The organism is Nonomuraea sp. NPDC049421, from assembly GCF_040677005.1.
In the GTDB taxonomy this organism is placed as follows: Bacteria; Actinomycetota; Actinomycetes; order Streptosporangiales; family Streptosporangiaceae; genus Nonomuraea; species Nonomuraea salmonea.
The window spans coordinates 1-16,672 of record NZ_JBFAQA010000005.1 but is presented as its reverse complement, the minus strand read 5'-3'; the positions used below and the strand labels follow the sequence as shown (position 1 = coordinate 16,672).

Annotated in this window: 13 protein-coding genes and 2 pseudogenes; 9 read left to right on the top strand and 6 right to left on the bottom strand. The window is 62.7% G+C overall.

Annotated features, from left to right (window positions below; genetic code table 11):
- Positions 1-1,670 (bottom strand): tetratricopeptide repeat protein (locus AB0K18_RS10420; RefSeq protein ID WP_364912799.1); only part of this gene is annotated, 1,670 nt, incomplete at its 3' end.
- Between the two features lie 3 nt (positions 1,671-1,673).
- Positions 1,674-2,108, bottom strand: coding sequence for a hypothetical protein (locus AB0K18_RS10415; protein WP_364912797.1), 435 nt, complete (start codon positions 2,106-2,108; stop codon positions 1,674-1,676).
- A 369-nt stretch (positions 2,109-2,477) separates the two neighbouring features.
- On the opposite strand from AB0K18_RS10415, the pseudogene AB0K18_RS10410 reads away from it, so the two are divergent.
- The 3 genes and pseudogenes from AB0K18_RS10410 to AB0K18_RS10400 form a co-directional block, all read left to right on the top strand.
- Positions 2,478-2,807, top strand: a pseudogene (locus tag AB0K18_RS10410) (transposase); the annotation flags it as partial.
- A 126-nt stretch (positions 2,808-2,933) separates the two neighbouring features.
- A complete protein-coding gene (locus tag AB0K18_RS10405) occupies positions 2,934-3,458 on the top strand; it encodes a hypothetical protein (protein ID WP_364912794.1) in 525 nt (174 codons plus the stop codon).
- Positions 3,397-4,023 (top strand): integrase core domain-containing protein, encoded by a 627-nt coding sequence (locus AB0K18_RS10400; RefSeq protein WP_364912791.1) that lies wholly within the window; start codon positions 3,397-3,399, stop codon positions 4,021-4,023. The genes AB0K18_RS10405 and AB0K18_RS10400 overlap by 62 nt, the downstream gene beginning before the upstream one ends.
- Positions 4,024-4,148: 125 nt before the next feature.
- Here AB0K18_RS10400 and AB0K18_RS10395 read toward each other — a convergent pair whose 3' ends face one another.
- From AB0K18_RS10395 to AB0K18_RS10380, 4 genes and pseudogenes are all read right to left on the bottom strand, one after another.
- Positions 4,149-6,200, bottom strand: a complete 2,052-nt coding sequence (locus AB0K18_RS10395; protein ID WP_364912788.1) for a hypothetical protein — start codon at positions 6,198-6,200, stop codon at positions 4,149-4,151.
- Positions 6,201-6,241: 41 nt separating this feature from the next.
- On the bottom strand, positions 6,242-8,254 hold the full coding sequence (locus AB0K18_RS10390; protein ID WP_364912785.1) for a hypothetical protein: 2,013 nt from the start codon (positions 8,252-8,254) through the stop codon (positions 6,242-6,244).
- The gene (locus AB0K18_RS10385; RefSeq protein WP_364912782.1) at positions 8,251-8,970 is read right to left on the bottom strand and encodes a hypothetical protein; all 720 of its coding nucleotides are present in this window, start codon (positions 8,968-8,970) and stop codon (positions 8,251-8,253) included. The genes AB0K18_RS10390 and AB0K18_RS10385 overlap by 4 nt, the downstream gene beginning before the upstream one ends.
- A 243-nt stretch (positions 8,971-9,213) precedes the next feature.
- A pseudogene (locus tag AB0K18_RS10380) lies at positions 9,214-9,633 on the bottom strand (transposase family protein); the annotation flags it as partial.
- Between the two features lie 124 nt (positions 9,634-9,757).
- Between AB0K18_RS10380 and AB0K18_RS10375 the strand changes: the two are divergent.
- The 6 genes from AB0K18_RS10375 to AB0K18_RS10350 all read left to right on the top strand — a co-directional run bounded on the left by AB0K18_RS10375 (position 9,758) and on the right by AB0K18_RS10350 (position 16,599).
- Positions 9,758-10,054, top strand: coding sequence for an integrase core domain-containing protein (locus tag AB0K18_RS10375; RefSeq protein WP_364912779.1), 297 nt, complete (start codon positions 9,758-9,760; stop codon positions 10,052-10,054).
- Positions 10,055-10,276: 222 nt separating this feature from the next.
- Positions 10,277-13,474, top strand: a complete 3,198-nt coding sequence (locus tag AB0K18_RS10370; protein ID WP_364912777.1) for a hypothetical protein — start codon at positions 10,277-10,279, stop codon at positions 13,472-13,474.
- A gap of 203 nt (positions 13,475-13,677) precedes the next feature.
- Positions 13,678-13,830 (top strand): hypothetical protein, encoded by a 153-nt coding sequence (locus AB0K18_RS10365; RefSeq protein WP_364912776.1) that lies wholly within the window; start codon positions 13,678-13,680, stop codon positions 13,828-13,830.
- 295 nt (positions 13,831-14,125) lie between these two features.
- Complete coding sequence (locus tag AB0K18_RS10360; RefSeq protein ID WP_364912774.1) at positions 14,126-14,479, top strand: hypothetical protein; 354 nt, start codon at positions 14,126-14,128, stop codon at positions 14,477-14,479.
- Between the two features lie 39 nt (positions 14,480-14,518).
- Entirely contained in the window at positions 14,519-15,169 is a 651-nt protein-coding gene (locus tag AB0K18_RS10355) for an integrase core domain-containing protein (protein ID WP_364912771.1), read from the top strand.
- A gap of 44 nt (positions 15,170-15,213) precedes the next feature.
- On the top strand, positions 15,214-16,599 hold the full coding sequence (locus AB0K18_RS10350) for an N-6 DNA methylase (RefSeq protein WP_364912768.1): 1,386 nt from the start codon (positions 15,214-15,216) through the stop codon (positions 16,597-16,599).
- The last annotated feature ends 73 nt before the right edge of the window (positions 16,600-16,672 follow it).

Genomic DNA, 16,672 nt, shown 5'->3' with positions numbered 1-16,672 from the left:
AGTAGCGGAACCGCCTCACCAGGGCGGCCCAAAGCGCTGAAAATCGACGCCAGATTCCCCAGCCGAATGGCAATATCCAGATGATCTGGGCAGAGCGCCGCCTCAGCAATGGCCAGCGCTCGTTCCTCCAGTCGAACCGCCTCACCAGGGCGGCCCAAAGCGCTGAAAGTCGACGCCAGATTCCCCAGTCCGACGGCCACAACCGGATCGTCAGATCCGAACGTCGCCTCGGTGATGATCAGCGCCCGGCTGAAGAGATCCTGGGCGCGCCGATGCTGGCCTTGTGCGAAGGCAAAGACGGCGGCATGGTTGAGAATCACGGCTAGCTCTAGCGGTTCTGTTCCCTCGCGGTAGCGACGCTTTATCGCATCGACGTGCGGGAGAAGATCGCGCCAGAGGGGCCAGCCCGACATGTTGGTGTCCGGGTTGTCGGGCATGGCCTGATCCAGGCGGGTCAGCGCGCTCTCGCGCGCGGCATGGGTGCGTGAGTCGTGGTAGTCCAAGCCGTTGTAGATCACCGATTGGAAGAGCCGGTGCATGCTCACCGTCTCCTGCTCGTCCTCGCCCGCGCGGGTGATCATGCTGTAGGAGGCGAGAAGCTCCAGCGCGTCGTCCAGATTCGGATCGTCGGTATCACCGAGCAGGAGGGAGCGGGGGACGTTGTCCGGGGCGTAGCAGGAGAGCACCCGCAGCAGGTGTTCCGCCTGAAGGCCCTCGGCGATGTCACGTTTGTGGATTGCCTCCAGGTGGGTGTCCCACAGCCGCGCCATGGTTTGTTCAGCCGTCCCGCCCGCCGCCGACTTGGCATACATCCGGGCTGGATGACGGCGCAGTAGTTCCAGGTAGCGGCCGGGGCTCTTGCGCGATTGGAAGATGTAGGCGGCGGCCTGTTCCAACGCCAGTGGCAGGTAACCAAGCTCAGCAGCGATCGCGGCCACGTCCGCGTAATGCTCCGGCTCCTCGTACCCGCTCACCTTGGCTATCAGGTGCTCCGAGGAGCTCGCGTCCAGGACGTTCAACGCGATGGAGCAGGTCGCCGGCCACGGCACATCCCGGCGGGTGGTGATCAGAACATGGCCAGCGCTCAGGTGATCCAGCCAGGACCATACATGGTCGGGATACTCGACGTTGTCCAGCACGATGAGCCAGCCCGGGTGGGCGCGTAGCCAGCCGAGCGCCCATTGGGCGGCCTCGGATATGTTGCCGACCAGGGCGATGGGCGGGTGGATCTCCGCCGCCAATGCGGCGAACCCCTTCTCGATGTTCTCTGCCGTGTCCGCGGTGATCCAGTACGCCACCCGGTAACGGTCCTGACAGGCGGCGGCGTAGTGCCGGACGAGTTCCGACTTGCCAATGCCGCCCATACCGCGCACCAGCTGGCGGATCACCACGCGCTTGCCATCGCTGACCAGCATCCGCTCCAGGTCGGCGAGCGTTTCGGCACGCCCGACGAACTCCGCCGCCCGCGGTGGTTGCAGGAACCTGATCGGAGTAGCCACCTCGACCTGACCCGGTGCCAGCAGACTCCCCGGCGGCAGATGAGTCGTCCGCGCGTCGATCGACGATCCGTCGCCGGTGATCACATTTCCGGCGATGTCCCGGCCCGCCACCACCGCACGATCAGGTGCCTCGCACCCGTCTTGGCCCTGCTGCTCATGCTCCCTAGTCATGGGCTAGCGGCTGGTAGTGGACGAGTTATCGCCCGTGACTACTGATCCAGTGATGTCCCGACCGGCCGCCACCCCGCGTCCGGTCGCGGTCACCATGACGCCGGAACCCGTGGCGGCCGTGGCCGCCTCCGCCTCCTCCATCAGCCGACGTACGTCATCGGCCAGGGCCGGATCGGCGGCGAGAGCCTTCCTGATCCGCACCCGCAACGCCGCCTGCAGATCGGCATCGTCGGGCGCCTCGGCCAGGTCCGCAATCACCTCAGGAACCTCCTCGTCCGCGGGGTCGGTCCCGAATACGCGCTGGAGGATCTTCCGTCCCCACCCCACGGTCGCATCGGCCGCGTGCTCCTGCGCCTGGGCCAGCACCGCCGCCCCGTACGTCCCCACCGCCGCCGTCACAAGCGGCGAGATCGCCGCCACCAACGCCGCCACATCCACGCTCCCGCACCTGCCCCTCACAGACATGCGCCCCCGAGCGATGCGTCCGCATCCCGCTGCCCGAATCTAACCGCCGACCACCGGCAGCGCCTCCCAAGACGCGAAATACGTGCCCTATGCCCTCAATGACGTGATCTCTGGATCCCGAACAGAGCCACATCAGCCTCGAGCGCGCAGTGCGGAGAACAGGGGACCCGAGCCGCAGCTGGCGTCGAGGATCCTTCGGCCGGTCAGGGACTGTAAAACTAACGGCGGATCTGATGATCAGGGAAGAGACGCTTGATGTCCGAGACCGCCGTGGAGTCGCTGTCCATGAACGAACTGCAGGCCGAGCCGGACCGATCGATGACGGACGAGCAGCTGATCTCGATGCTCGTCAATCGAGCGCGTAGCGAGGGGCTGCAGCTGACCGGTGAGGGCGGGCTGCTGCAGCAGCTGACCAAGCGGGTGCTGGAGTCGGCTCTGGAAGGCGAGATCACCGATCACCTAGGCTATGACCGGCACGATCCGGCCGGGAAGAACAGCGGCAACAGCCGCAACGGCAGCCGCACCAAGACCGTGGTGACCGACGTCGGCCCGGTCGAGGTGCGGGTGCCGCGCGACGTGGCGGGCACCTTCGAGCCCCAGCTGGTGCGCAAGCGGCAGCGCCGGCTGTCCGGCGTGGACGAGATGGTCCTGTCCCTGTCGGCCAAGGGGCTCTGCGCCTGCCGACAATTACATCCGCCCAGGTCATGACTCTGCGAGGGCTTCGCGTGGCGTACGCGAGCTCCGGTGACCCGAGAGACTGAAGCACGTACGGCAGGATGATCCGCTGTGCTCCTTCGCTTGGCCTACCTGACTATCACGAACGCCTTCGCCGCGCTGCGGTTGCTCCCCATGAGCAACCGGGACAAGGACGCGGAGATTCTCATCCTGCGTCACCAGATCGCCGTCCTTGAACGCCAACTCGGCGCCGACACCAGAGTGAGATTCGCGCCCGAGGACCGAGCTTTCCTTGCCGCGCTCCTGACGTCGCTACCGCGCGAGGTTCTGCGCCGGCTGCGGCTCCTCGTCCGGCCGGACACCGTCCTGCGCTGGCACCGCGACCTGATGCGACGGCACCATGCCCGTATCTGCCAGCCGAAACGGCCTGGGCGGCCGCCCACGGTCCGCTCCATCCGCGCTCTCGCCCTGCGTCTGGTTCGGGAGAACCCCGGCTGGGGTTACCGACGGGTCCATGGAGAGCTCGCCACACTCGGCATCAAGGTGGCACCGTCCACAGTGTGGGAGATCCTCAAGCAGGCAGGTCTTGATCCGGCGCCGCGAGCGGGCGTCCACCACATGGGCCGACTTCCTGCGCTCCCAAGCTGACGCCCTGCTGGCCTGTGATTTCATCGAGACCGTCACTCTCAGCGGGCAACGCCAGTACATCCTGGCGGTCATCGAGCACGCCACCAGGCGCGTCCGTGTGCTGGGCACCGCCACTCATCCGCGCGCGAGCTGGGTCATCCAGGCGATCAGGAATCTGGTGATGGATCTGGACGATGCGGGCTGCCGGGCGCGCTTGCTGATCCGAGATCGGGACGGGAAGTTCCCGGCGCTGATGGACGAGATTCTCGCCGAGGCCGGCATCAAGACCGTGATCACTGGCATCCGGATGCCGCGCATGAACTCGATCATGGAGCGGTGGGTGCAGTCATGCCGACACGAGCTCCTCGACCGCTGCCTCATCTGGAACGAACACCACCTGCGGCACGCCCTACGCGAGTATGAAGACTTCTACAACCAGCACCGAGCCCATCAAGCCTTGAACCAAGCAGCGCCGCTGCGCACCGTCCCCGATCCGATCACCGATCCAGAGCGAATTGCCGGCCTGAACGTACGCCGACGAAACCGGCTCGGCGGCGTCCTCCACGAGTACTCACATGCGGCTTGAACTGCATGGATGGAATTTTCGGCAGGCGCAATGCCGCGCCAGGGCGCGGGCGCGGCTGGAGTTTCCGCTGGTGAAAAGCGCGCCCTGCAGGATTCGAACCTGCGACCGTCGGATTAGAAGGCCGCTCAAAGGTCGGAGGGGGTCTTGCGACCGATAGGAAGAACGCCGATGACGATCAAGCGGGGAAGCTCCGTTCGGCTGCGCGAGTTTTGTGCGATCCAGACGCGATCGCGGACATCGGAGTAGCCGCCATCATGGTTGCTGTGGTCGCCGACCGCGAGCACCGCGAAGGGGGGACCGGTAGCGGTGTAGTTGGTGGCTTGCGGCAGGTATGCCTGTTCGACCTGTTCCGGGCTGCAGCGGTGTTCACGGCGTTTGACTTCAATGACATATCGATTGCCGGGTTGCGGTGTGTAGGTGATGTCCGTGCGGCCACTGGCGACGTCGATGATCTCTCGTTGGACGCTGCCGGGTGTCAAGGCCGCGCTCAGATGTTGATGTAGGTCGTCCTGCAGGGCTTTTTCCGGCCAAAGCCTAGGCCGGCCGCCGCTGGTCGTGCCAACAGGTGGTCCGAGATAGCTTGTGCGCTCGCCGTACAGGTCGGCTTGGGCGTCGAAACGGTCGTACATGAAGCGCAGGAACTGCTCCACCACGCCGGTGAACTGCTGGGCGACGGGTGGCTGCCAAGCCGGGCTGGTGGCCAGGGTTGCGAGAAGGTCGGCCAGGTGGTTGTCGAAGGTGACGTTTCCGGTGGGTATGAAGCCCCGTTGCGCGCGTTCCAGGTAGTGATCGACTCCGTCCAGGAGAGCCGGGTCGAGGTCGTCACGCAGAGCTGCCCCGGTCTGGAATAGCGCTTGGAGGTGCGGGCGGCCCTCCAGGGCTTTTCCCGGCACCGTGTCTCCCCTCGACTGCTGCATGGCGAGGCGCCGCTGGGCGATCGCCTCATACAACGCGTGAGCATCGGGATGCTGGGTGAAGTCAGGGTCGTACTGAAGGGCTTGCTCCAGGTGGTGCAGCAGTCCGTCCTGGCGCAGGAATGTTGTCTCCAGGGTGGGGGCGATGAGCGCGCCCGGGGCGTCGGCGGTCACGCCTAGATGGGTGTGTATGGAGCGGCTGGCCAGGTAGACGTTGAGGAGATCGTTGAGTGCGGCGGAGGGACGGTACCAGCTCGGTTCAGCCAGTCGTGTGCTGGCCACGCGCAGCGTGGTGGTCAGATGAGCCCAGGCGCTCTGGGTGGTGCCTCGTGCGCTGAGCCAGTCGAGATCGTGTAGACGCGCGGTCCAGGCGTCAAGTTGGCTGGTGATCGTTTCCAATCGGCTGACGGCGTCGTCGAGCTGCGTACGGATTTCGACGGCGGAGTTGCCGGGCTCGCGAAGTTCAGAGAAGGCGAGCACGGCATCGATGGCGGCGGTGTAGGCGCGTGCGTCAAGTCGGTTCTCATGCGTCCGGTCGATGGTGATCAGGCGCATGCGGGCTTGGCGTAGCAGCGTTTCAGCATCGGTGTGGCTGGTCGAACTCAGCGCCTGGCGGATGAGGGCCAGAGCGAGTTCGAAGCCGGCGTCAGCGCGGGTCGCCAGGGGAAGGTTAGCTTTGTTCTCCAAGCGGATGAGGACGTCGATGAGGCTGGTGTCGCCGAAATGGTCATGGGCGACGCCGATGAGCAGCGGCAGGCGTTCCAGGGCGGTGGCGTGCTCATCGCCGGTGATGTCGGTCAGTAGGGCCAGCAGCCGGTGATGGTTGGCATGCTCGGACAAAGCCAGCCGCAGCAGGGCCGCCACTGCGGGTTGCGTCAGCTCCGCCCGTGTCCCCGTGTCGAGGGCGGCCTCCACATGACGCGGTAGTTCGCGGGCCAGCCGGCTGCCGATCCGCTCAAGCAGGGGGGCGCTGGCCAACAGGGCTTCGAGCGCGTCGGCCAGTATCCATCCGGCCTGAGGATCCCGTACGCCACCGATGATGGCCTCGCACAGCGCGGCGGACTGCTCTTCGGTCAGGTTGCGCCAGGAGCGTGCAGTGGCTTGCACGAGATAGGGCAGGTGCGGGCCAGTGGCCAGCGTGCTGGCCTCGCTCAGGACCAGGGCGGCGCCGCCTAGATCATCGAGGGTGGGCCCCTCGTCAAGGTCCTCGTCGGAGGCCTGGGCTGCCCATTCCTGCAAGGCATGGTCGACGGACTGTGTCACGGTCGGCTGCCTCTCATGTCAGACAACATGATCAGCGTATTTTAGAACAAGTGCTCGCGTTCGTCGGTAATGATTTGCTGATCCGGCAGCAGTCCCTCGACGAGCTCGGGATGCGCGGTAGTGAAGATGATCTGAAGATCGGGAAGTTCGTTAGCGATCGTCTGTAGTTCTGCCACCAGGGTACGGGCGGCCTCCGCCGTCATCTCCTCTGCGGCCAGCGAGTCGATGAGCAGCAGTCCGGGATGTGAAGCCACTCCGCGGCTGGCGCTGACGCGCAGTAGAGCGATGACGGTGGCGATCCGCATGCGGAGTCGGTCGCCCCTGCTGAGCTGATTGAAGCGGGTCTTGACCCCTGCCTTGACCGCGTTGACGCGGCCTGCGCGATCAAGTTTCACGCTGTCGAGATTCTGCACTCCGATACGCGTGGCCAATTCGACGATCTGCGCGTCCAGAGTGGGGAACAGCCGGGTGGCGGCCTCCTTGACCACGGTCTGCATGGCATCGTGCACCGCCTGCAGGATGTCGGCCCCGCTGGCCGGGCCGGCGCCGGCGGTGCCGGGCAGCGCGCCAGTGGCCGCGAGACGGCCCTCCAGGCCGGCGGCCTGCAGCTCCAACTCGAGGAGGCGCCGCTGGCGCTGCGACTGCTGGAGGGCGTGATGCAGAGCAGCGGTGGCGCGTTCGTGCCGGGCACGCGCGCTCTCCTCCTGTGTGGTGGCATCGGCCAGGCGCGTCTGAGTCGTCCGCTCCGCTTCCTGGGCACTGTCCAGATCGTCTTGAAGTTGCTGCAGGATTGCCTCGGCTGTTTCGGCGTCGACCGGCGCCAGAGGTCGTGTGCACACGGCGCACGCGGCCGATTCACGCTCCGCCTTGTGCCGCTCGCCTGGCAACGGCTCTTCACAGCGCGGGCAGCACGTCGGATTCAACCGGCCCAATACCTGGCGGGCCTTCCAGGTTTCCTGGGCATCCAGGTGAGCTTGTTGGAGGCGTAGCCGGGATTCTCGCGCTTCTTCGGCTGCCTGGCCGGCTCTTTCGACGCTGGCTCGAGACGTCCGTAAAGCCGCCGCGCTCTGCTCGGCCCGCTGCAGCAACACGGTCACCTCATCCTCGGTTGCCTCTGCGCGCAGGGCCCCGATGTCCTGCCGTACCTGCGCCAGCTGCTGTTCCCACTCGCGACGCTCCTGACTGCGGGCTTCGAGGTCAGTCTGGGCCCGGCGCTGCTGCTGGCGCGCGATCTTCTGATCATGTTTGCTCGCCACCGCCAGACGGGTCAGCGCGCTGGTGTAGGGGATGTCAACGAACAGCTGCAGCAGCTGCCCAGGCAGCCCGGCTGCGTTGACGTCCCCTAGGAGGAGCTCCTCCCCGCCGGGGTTGAGATAACAGGCGCCGAAGTAGGCGCTCCACCCATGCAACTGCGGAGCACCCTCTCCATCGGCGCCTGCTGTCCGCTGCCAGACATTGGTGCGTTCCATCCGCAATGCGTCCAGCAGGTAGGTGCCGATCGCCCCCTCCACCTCGGTAGCGCCGACAGCGTGCGTGACCACCCGCAATCCGTCGTCGTCGGCTTCGAGCAGATGCTCAAGGCTGTCGGCGGTCAAGATCGTGCCAGAGACGAAAGGCGCCAGCTCCGGGTCACAGTCCAACGTGATCCGGGTGGGCTTGCCGGCCACAAGCACATCGAGCCGCAGCGTGCGCAGCCACGACCGCACATCCAGCGGGAGATCCCGAGGTGCTCCGCGCAACGGCCAGACGAGGAATTCCAGCAGACTCGTTTTGCCCGCGCTGTTAGCCGGATGGGTGATGGCCCAGACCCCGGCGGAGAACGATCGATTAAGATCGAAACGGGCACCAGAGTGCTTGACCCCGGTTGCACGCAACCGCAGTACGCGCAGCCGCCGGTCCGCTGGCACCGGACTTGTCACGATAATATTGGCTTCGGCGAGGGTGCGTTCAACCTGCTCGGTGGTGAGCCGCAGTTGTTGGGCGACGCCCGCGATGATGTCTCGCGCCGTGGGGACATTCGAGAAACTTCCGGCCATGCTCGGCAGCTCGGTCACGAATTCTCCCCATCGACGTCATCAGCGCTCGCTCGCAACTCGGCAAGACGGGCACGTGCCCGATCAGTGATTGGCGCGATGTACTCACCGATCGGCGTATCCGCGTAGTCGCGCAGCAAGTATTGACGGTTCTTCAACTGCGTGCCACCCAAACCATCCACAAGCGCCACCACCAGGCGGGTGCGGTCGGCGTACCAGGCCAACTCCGGTACGTCTTCGACCATGCTCTGCACAACCTGACGGCCGCGCTGCAGCAGAAAATAGAGATGCTCGGCGACCCGTTGCTGACGCAGAATCTGTGTCTTGCTCAGCAGACCGCGCTCCACTAGGACGGCGAGGGCGTCATCGAGCTGCTCAAAAGCCCCATAGTGATGACGCAGCATTGGGTATCGCCGCAAGTCTGGCTCTTCTGAGTCGAGAATCTGCCCTGCCAGTTCGAGCAGCGCCTTCTCTTCGGGAGCCTTGGTGTACTCCGTCATCAGCTCGTAGGCAAGGTAGTCTGGATTGCGCACCCAGAAGTCCAGCTTCTGCAGGCGTACCTGAGTATGTACAATCCCCACGGTGGATGGCGGCATTTCCATGTCATCGCCGGCGGGGTCCTTGGCCGCCGCTTCGATCAGCAGCAGCAGGCGTACGGCATCCTGCCAGCGGGTTGCCCGACGGACGGTCTGCTTCGCCATCTGCTCCCTCACGGCCGACGCCAGATCATCGCTCATGATGGCAGCTCCCAGCGTCTGCCGCTAGAAGCCGTAGCGCTCGGCGGGTACACGCCGACTGTCAGATTGTGGTCCTCCGCCTGCCGAAAATTGCTTCCGCCCAGGTCATGATCATGTGAGGACTTCACGTGGCGTCGGTATCAAGGTCGCGCCGTCCATGGTCTGGGAGATCCTCAAGCAAGCCGGTCTTGATCCGGCGTCCAAGCAGGCGTCCACCACCTGGGCTGACTTCCTGCGCTCCCGGACCAGCCGGCCTGCCGGATCGGCTAGCAACTGCACGTTCACCCCATGCTGCTTGTGCTTGCCGCTGCAGTACGGCCGCTCCTCGGCGAGACGGTCGATCGGGATGAGGGCGCCGTCCAAAATGGCGTAGGCCAGCCGGGCCGCGCGCCGCGGCGGCCTGCACGTCGTCGGCCAGCACAGCCAGCAGATCCACGCTCTCACGGACGTAAGCCAGGCGGTGGTGACGCCGACGGAGAAGCCGGCGGCCAGACGCGTGTAGGTGTCACCGTTGCGCAGATGTGCCAGGACCAGCAGGGCTTGGCGGCCTGGCTCCAGCCGCCGCCATCGGGAGCGGCGGTCGGCCCGCTGGGTGCGGATGAGCTCGGCCAGGCTGATCAAGGTGTGATTGGACAGCGGAATCGCAGCACGGTAAGACAGCAACGAGGCTCCCGGTTGGGGCATCGGATCTTGGTCGACTGCTGTCTTACCAGGAGCCTCCTGTCACCCGCCACCGCTCTGCGCACACCCATCGTGACCAGCGCCGTCAGGATGAAAAGAGCTCACAGTGCTTACCGGTATCCGGATGCCGCACATAAACTCGATCACGGAGCGGTGTGTGCAGTCGTGCCGTCATGAGCTTCTCGACCGCTGCCTGATCTGGAACGAACGCCATCTTCGGCACGCCCTACGCGCGTACGAACGCCTCTACAACCAGCATCGAGCACATCAAGAGCTGGACCAAGCCGCCCCGCTGCGCACCGCACCCGATCCGATCACGGATCCGGCGCGAATCATCAACCTGGACGTACGCCGACGAGACCGGCTCGGCGGCATCCTCCACGAATACTCACAAGCGGCTTGACCTGCACGGATGGAGTTTTCGGCAGGCGCAGTGCGCAGTATTCTTTAGCCAAGTCCCCCTTTGAGGGTATACCATCTACTAAATCATCCTATTTTGTTATCTATTTATACATATATGGGCATGTGTATCAAATCTAGTAATTCAAGACAAATCGGACACAATATGCAACAAAGATCATGACGTTCCTGCCCGGGCAGCCAAGTGGAGCGCGATAATGAGCGCGTGGCTAGATCGATCACATACGCGGACGCCCTTCGCGTGCTTGGCGAAGACAACACGGCGGTCAAGGCATTGGACAAGATCTTTGGGGGAGCGCTGTTAGGTGCCGCCACCGCAGGATTTACCGATGCGCTGGGGCTGATCGATGGCAAGATCGAAGCTTTCCGTCTGTGTCAGGATTTGGTTAATGCCTTGCGCGACAAACTGGCCGGGTTGGGTCGATATAGCCGCACTCAACGGTTGGAGGCCGCGCATGCCATCATTGTGCTCGCTGCCTTCTTTGAGGCTATCGACCATATCGACTTGCCCTTCACTTCTCGACAGCTCGAGCTAAGCCGGAAAGAGGTGCTTGAAATAAATGATCTCGCCACAAGTAAGAAGCTCGTGGTTAACGCGATCCTCGATGCGCACGTATTAGTTCCTGAGATGCATCTCTCTTACGAGGAAAACCTGAGCATCCTCCGGCAACATTACAGGGCAATTTCCGCCAGTTTAATGAAGTTCCTGATGGGCCTGAAGATATGGGATTCCCTGAATGCGACGGATCGAGATGAGGCATCGCTGCGCCTTCTGGGCGAGCTTCCAGATTACGCCTGTGTCCACTATCAGGAGCTCTATCGTCGCTTGGGCGCCGACTTCCCTGAGTTCGAGATTTGGGCCAACATGGGACAGCATCAGTCGACGCGCGACGTTATACATAAAGGAATGGCAAAACTCGAAAACAGGCTTGCTGACCTGATTACTGGCCTCGCTCCCACCCGTCATTTGCTGAGTATATCAAATGCGAACAGATCAGCACTGACGCGGCCCATCAATGCCGCCGCCGATCTGCAAGAGGGCCTACAAATGCCGACATTGGCTGCCGGGTACGTAAATCCCGGCTTCCGGGTAGTAGAACCAGATGCCAAGGCCGATATTACGTCTCACGCATGGTGGCAGACCATCCCAGCCGGTAAGGACCTATCGGACTTTCTTGCGGGTTTCCTCACCTCGCCGCGAGCAGTTGAGATACCTCTCGTTGTGCTTGGACAGCCTGGCGCTGGCAAGTCGCTGCTCATGAGGGTCCTCGCTGCGAGGCTTCCACCCGATCAGTTCTTGCCGATTCGTATCACACTGCGGCAAGTTCCTGCCGATGTGAAACTGCAGGCGCAGATCAAGCACGCACTGTGCGAATTGACCCACGAGGAAATCGATTGGGCAGACCTGGCTCGCTCCGCCGCCGAGTCAGGTATTCTTCCTGTTCTCCTTCTGGACGGACTAGACGAGCTGGTGCAGTCTATCGGAGTCCATAGGAACGATTTCCTAGAACAGGTCTCCGAATTCCAGCAATGCGAGCTTGAGCAAGGTCGGGCAGTCGCAGCTATCGTGACGACCCGGACGGCAGTTGCTCACCGATGCCGGCTCCCTAAGGGAGCGATTGTCGCCCAACTTGATCCCTTCAGTCAGGAACAGATCACCACGTGGCTGGCAACTTGGAATTCGGTCAACGAGGAGTATTTCTTGAGTCGAGATTTACATCCCCTACACACCGAAGATCTGCTTCCCCAGATCGAGTTGGCTGCCGAGCCGCTTCTACTGTTGATGCTCGCACTATATGATGCCGATGCTAATGATTTAAAGCGTAACTCTCGACAAATGGCGCGGGCTGAACTCTACCATCGCGTGCTAAGCCGCTTCGCCGAAAGGGAGATCCGCAAGCGCTATCCACACCTCTCTGGTGAACAGCTTGCAGAAGCCGTACATTATGAGCTCAGGCGCTTGGGGGTTGTGGCCTTCAGTATGATCAACCGTAGTCAGCAGTGGGCTACGCGCGAGGAGATCGATCAGGACCTCATGGCCTGGCAGCTGGCCGAAGAGAAGTGGGCGAACACGGACTTCCGCGCGTCGCTCAGCGCAGCAGAGCGCGTTGTGGCGGGGTTCTTTTTCGTCCACCAGTCTAGAAGTATCCAAAACGACAAACCGCTCGCCGCCTATGAATTCCTCCACGCCACGTTTGGTGAATACCTGGCCGCTCTGCTGGTCTTTGAGGTGATCAAGCAGTTGCGTAGCGAGGCAGCGGCATCTAGCGGGCCATTTGGCGAGGGCGCTCCACAAGCCGGGCCACTTTATGCCCTCACCTCTTTCGCGCTAATGAGTACCCAGCGAGCAATGCTTGGATTCCTCCGAGATATGGCTGGAACAGATGGCACTTACAGTAGGTTGATCACGAGATGCTTCCGGAATCGCGAACAGCGTACGGATCTACGTTTCTCCACCTATCTGCCGAGGCAGTTGCCCATAGTGCGCCACCTTGCGTACTACAGTGCAAATCTAGCGCTGCTGACCGCGGTCTTGGTTGAGGAAATGAGTATCCAGGACCTACTCGGAATAGACGGCGATCCGATCGAGGAGTGGCGTCGCCTCGGGTTCTTGTGGCAGTCTGCCGCCACGAACGAGGAATGGGTGAAGATGATCCAGATTCTTTCCGTCAGAAGGCACAAGGATAGCGACATTCGCGTTGTCTTCGGTGATGCCGAGATCCCTCCAGAGTTCAATCGCCTGCAGTTTGCAGAAGCGCCAGATCCAAGGCAGGTGCTTGACGAAATGAAACGCCTCGAAAAGCGATTCCTGCTCGACGATTCGCCATATATACCAAGCCTTCTCTCTCGAGAGGAAACGCTCGGCTACATTTCTGGAATCGATCATTCCGGCGGCTTGATCGACATGCTTCTGTATGATATCCCGAATCCCGCCTCTGCTTACCAAGAGGTCCTCGACCAGTTTCCTGCGTTGAACGATGCGGCGGCTCGCGGGCTTACATCCATAATCTTTCAGCTCCTGGTACGCGATATTTCGTCAATGACGATTGACACAGCCGCCACCCTGGTTCAGGGCATGACTCCCCGAGCCAAGTCGGAGTCTGATGTCGACACGTTGATCGCGTGTGTTTTGGAAGTTGTTGCGCGAGATAGTAGGCGAGTCTCCCTGCTTTGGAATCTCACGCGAATACGCCTGCCGACGAAGTCTCGTCTGCGCCTAGTAGTGACCTTGATCGAGCTGGGGGTGAGCGCATCCGACATCCCGCAAGAGATATTAAAGGTAGCGGACTCATTGACATCCTCGGAGTTGGAAGTCTTGCAACGCACAGACCCGCTCCTGTTTCACCGCTCCCGGCGGGTCATCCAATCAGAGGGACGACATTATGGGATTGAGTGGCCTTGACGACCGCTTCCGTACCCGCGGGACTTCAGGCCTACGCCGTATATGACCGTCCCCGCCTGCCCGATCTCCTCCGAAGCACTCTCCTCGTCGGCGTGCCGAGGACGGTGTTGTCGATCTTCTCGGTGTCCCGCTCGGAAATACGGTTTCGTGCCCTGAACTGGGAATTGCTGCGTGATCAAGCCAGCGACTGCGACCATCGCTAGGTGTTGATGTCGCTTGTCTACCGGTTGATGAGGGGCTTGTTCGGCCTGCTGACGGTGCTGGTCCGCTCCGACCTGTCCAAAGATGTTGAGGTGCTGGTGCTCCGTCACGAGAACCAGGTCCTCCGCCGTCAGCTCGGCAGCCGGCCTCGGTAGCGTGGCGCCGACCGGCTCTGGCTGGCAGCATTGTCGCGACTGATCCACCGCCGCCGGTGGGCGGAGGTGTTCCCGGTCACCCCGGCCACGATCCTGCGTTGGCACCGCAATCTTGTAGCGCGGAAGTGGACCTTCACCGACAGGCGGCGCCCGGGACGGCCCTGCACCCTGTCCCGCTCGGAAATAGGGTTTCGGGCTGTGAGCTGGGATTTCGCTGCGCGGTCAGGGCGGCGACTGCCACCATCGCGATGTGGTGTTGTCGCTCGTTTATCGGTTACTGAGGTGCTTGTTCGGCTTGCTGATGGTGCTCGTGCGCGCTGATCTCTCCAAGGACGTCGAGCTGCTGGTGCTTCGTCAGGAGAACCAGGTGCTCCGCCGTCAGCTCGGCGGCCGGCCGCGCTGGGGTCATGTCGACCGGCTCTGGCTCGCGGCGTTGTCGCGGCTGATCCGCCGCTGCCGATGGGCGGAGGTGTTCCCGGTCACCCCGGCGACGATCTTGCGCTGGCATCGCACGCTTGTGAGGCGTAAGTGGACCTTCACCGACAGACGACATCCGGGACGCCCTTGCACTCGCCCGGCCGGTCAAGGCACTGGTCGTGCGGATGGCGCATCAGAACCCGACCTGGGGGCACCGGAGAATCCAGGGTGAGTTGGCTCGCCTGGGCCATTCGATAGCGGCCTCCACGGTGTGGGAGATCCTGCATGCGGCGGGGATCGATCCGGCGCCTCGCGGGCCGGGCCGACCTGGCGGCAGTTCCTGACCACCCAAGCCCACGCGATCATCGCCTGCGACTTTCTGGTAGTCGAAACGGTGCTGCTCAAACGGCTGTATGTGCTGATCTTCATCGAGCACGGCACCCGGAAACTGCACCTGGCCGGAGTAACCGCACACCCAACCGGGGCATGGACGGTGCAACAGGCCCGCAACCTGGTCATGGACCTGGGGGAGCGCATCGCCGGGTTGAGATTCGTGATGCACGATCGAGACCCGCTCTTCACCGCCGCCTTCAACGCGGTCTTCACAGCTGAAGGACTGCAGGTCATCACCACGCTGCCGCGGACACCGAGGATGAACGCCATCTGCGAGCGAGTCATCGGCACCCTGCGCCGTGAACTCCTGGACCGGATCCTGATCCTCAACGAACGCCACCTGACCTTCGTGCTCCGCGAGTACCTGATCCACTACAACGGGCACCGTCCGCACCAGTCCCGGAAACAACGTCCCCCAGACATCGCCACGCAGCCCGTCTGCGACGTGACCGACCTCGACAACCTACGATCCATCCATCGAAAACCCGTCGTCACAGGAATGATCAACGAATACCACTACGCCGCTTAGCCGCAGCTCAAGCCACGTAACTCAATATTCGAGCGGCACAGGCAGTGATTGCACTCCCTGAGCAGCTTCTTTTCAACACCGGGATCCCCGTATATCTCTGGACCCTGACCAATCGGAAGACGGCCGACCTCAAAGGGAAAGTTGTCCTCATCAACGCCCAGGATGCCTCGCAGAAGATGCGCCAGCCCGTTGGCGACAAGCGGAGGTACATCGCTCCGGACCAAGCGGCCGAGATCGTTCACCAGTACGCAAATGCTCTCGAGATCGCACGGGACCCTCAGCATCCGAAATTCGCCAAAATACAAGTGTTAGGGAGCGAGGAGTTCCTCTACCGCAAAATCGTCATCGATCGTCCGCTACGTCTGCGTTACGAACTTTCGGAGGAGCGCCTGGCCCGGTTATCGGACTCTCGCGCTTTCAGGAATGTCAACGACCCTGACGGGCTGCTCGATGCCTTGCGCCCCCTTGTGGGATCCGACTGGAAGACAAAAGCGAAGGCGTTCACAGCGCTCCGTAGTGCCGCCTTAGAAAAAGGACATATCTGGCCCACAGGGATCGCCTTCGAGAAGGCCGTTCGCATAGCGCTTGGCGTCAGAGACGCTGAAGGGGAGTTGCAAGAGGACAAAGGAAAAGTCGAAGCCGACCCCGAGCAGCGCTCCTTCGCGGAACTCTCTCTTGGGGAGAACCCTGATGAGCACCTCAGACGCGAAGTCCTTCCCGATGCCCCTGACGCGTGGATCGACCACACAAAGACGAGGACCGGATGCGAGATATCCCCCGCGCATTTCTTCGTTCCCGAAGTCGACGGGCCCCACGCATTTTTCCGGCAGTATGCGCGAGCGGAGACGGCGAGGACTAGTCAGAACGCCGGGGATGGGGACGGCGTAGTGTCCCATCTGCGAGCGCAGGATCTTCACGTCGTCGACTCTGCGGTTGAACTGCCAAATCTGACCGAAACCGGCCTAGCCTTGACTCCTTGTGGCAGCGGCGACCTCGTCGGACGCCCTGGGAACTGGCGGCTCCTCCCCCACAGCTTCGGTGAAGCTGTCACGACCATGTTCGTCCTGCATCCCCTGCCGAAGCGAGGCCGGGCTCTGTGTGAATGGCTCAACTCGCGCAAGGACGACGCTCCTGTACCCAGCATCCGGGACCTGATGAACCTGCGTGTCCCCGTCGGCCTCATCGAGGACGAGGAGATCGATGGGCTCCTCAACGATGTTCAGAGCGGCCGCCGTAAACTCAGGTCCGCAACCTCTGAGGTTCTGCCGAACGTCTTCACTAGGACAGAGGCCAACCTCTCACGGCTGAAGAACGAGATTCGCTCCGCGGCCTACGAGGCCCGACTAATCGGTGATCTTGTCCGTCCGCTTGAGGACCCGATCTTGAGAGCCGAGTGGAGTTATCCCTTCGGAACCTGTCAAACCTGGTGAGACGTCAGGCTACTTGCGTGCTTTGTGGTGAGGTGTCGGGCTCGGAGGCGGTGGGTGGCTGGTTGATCCACAC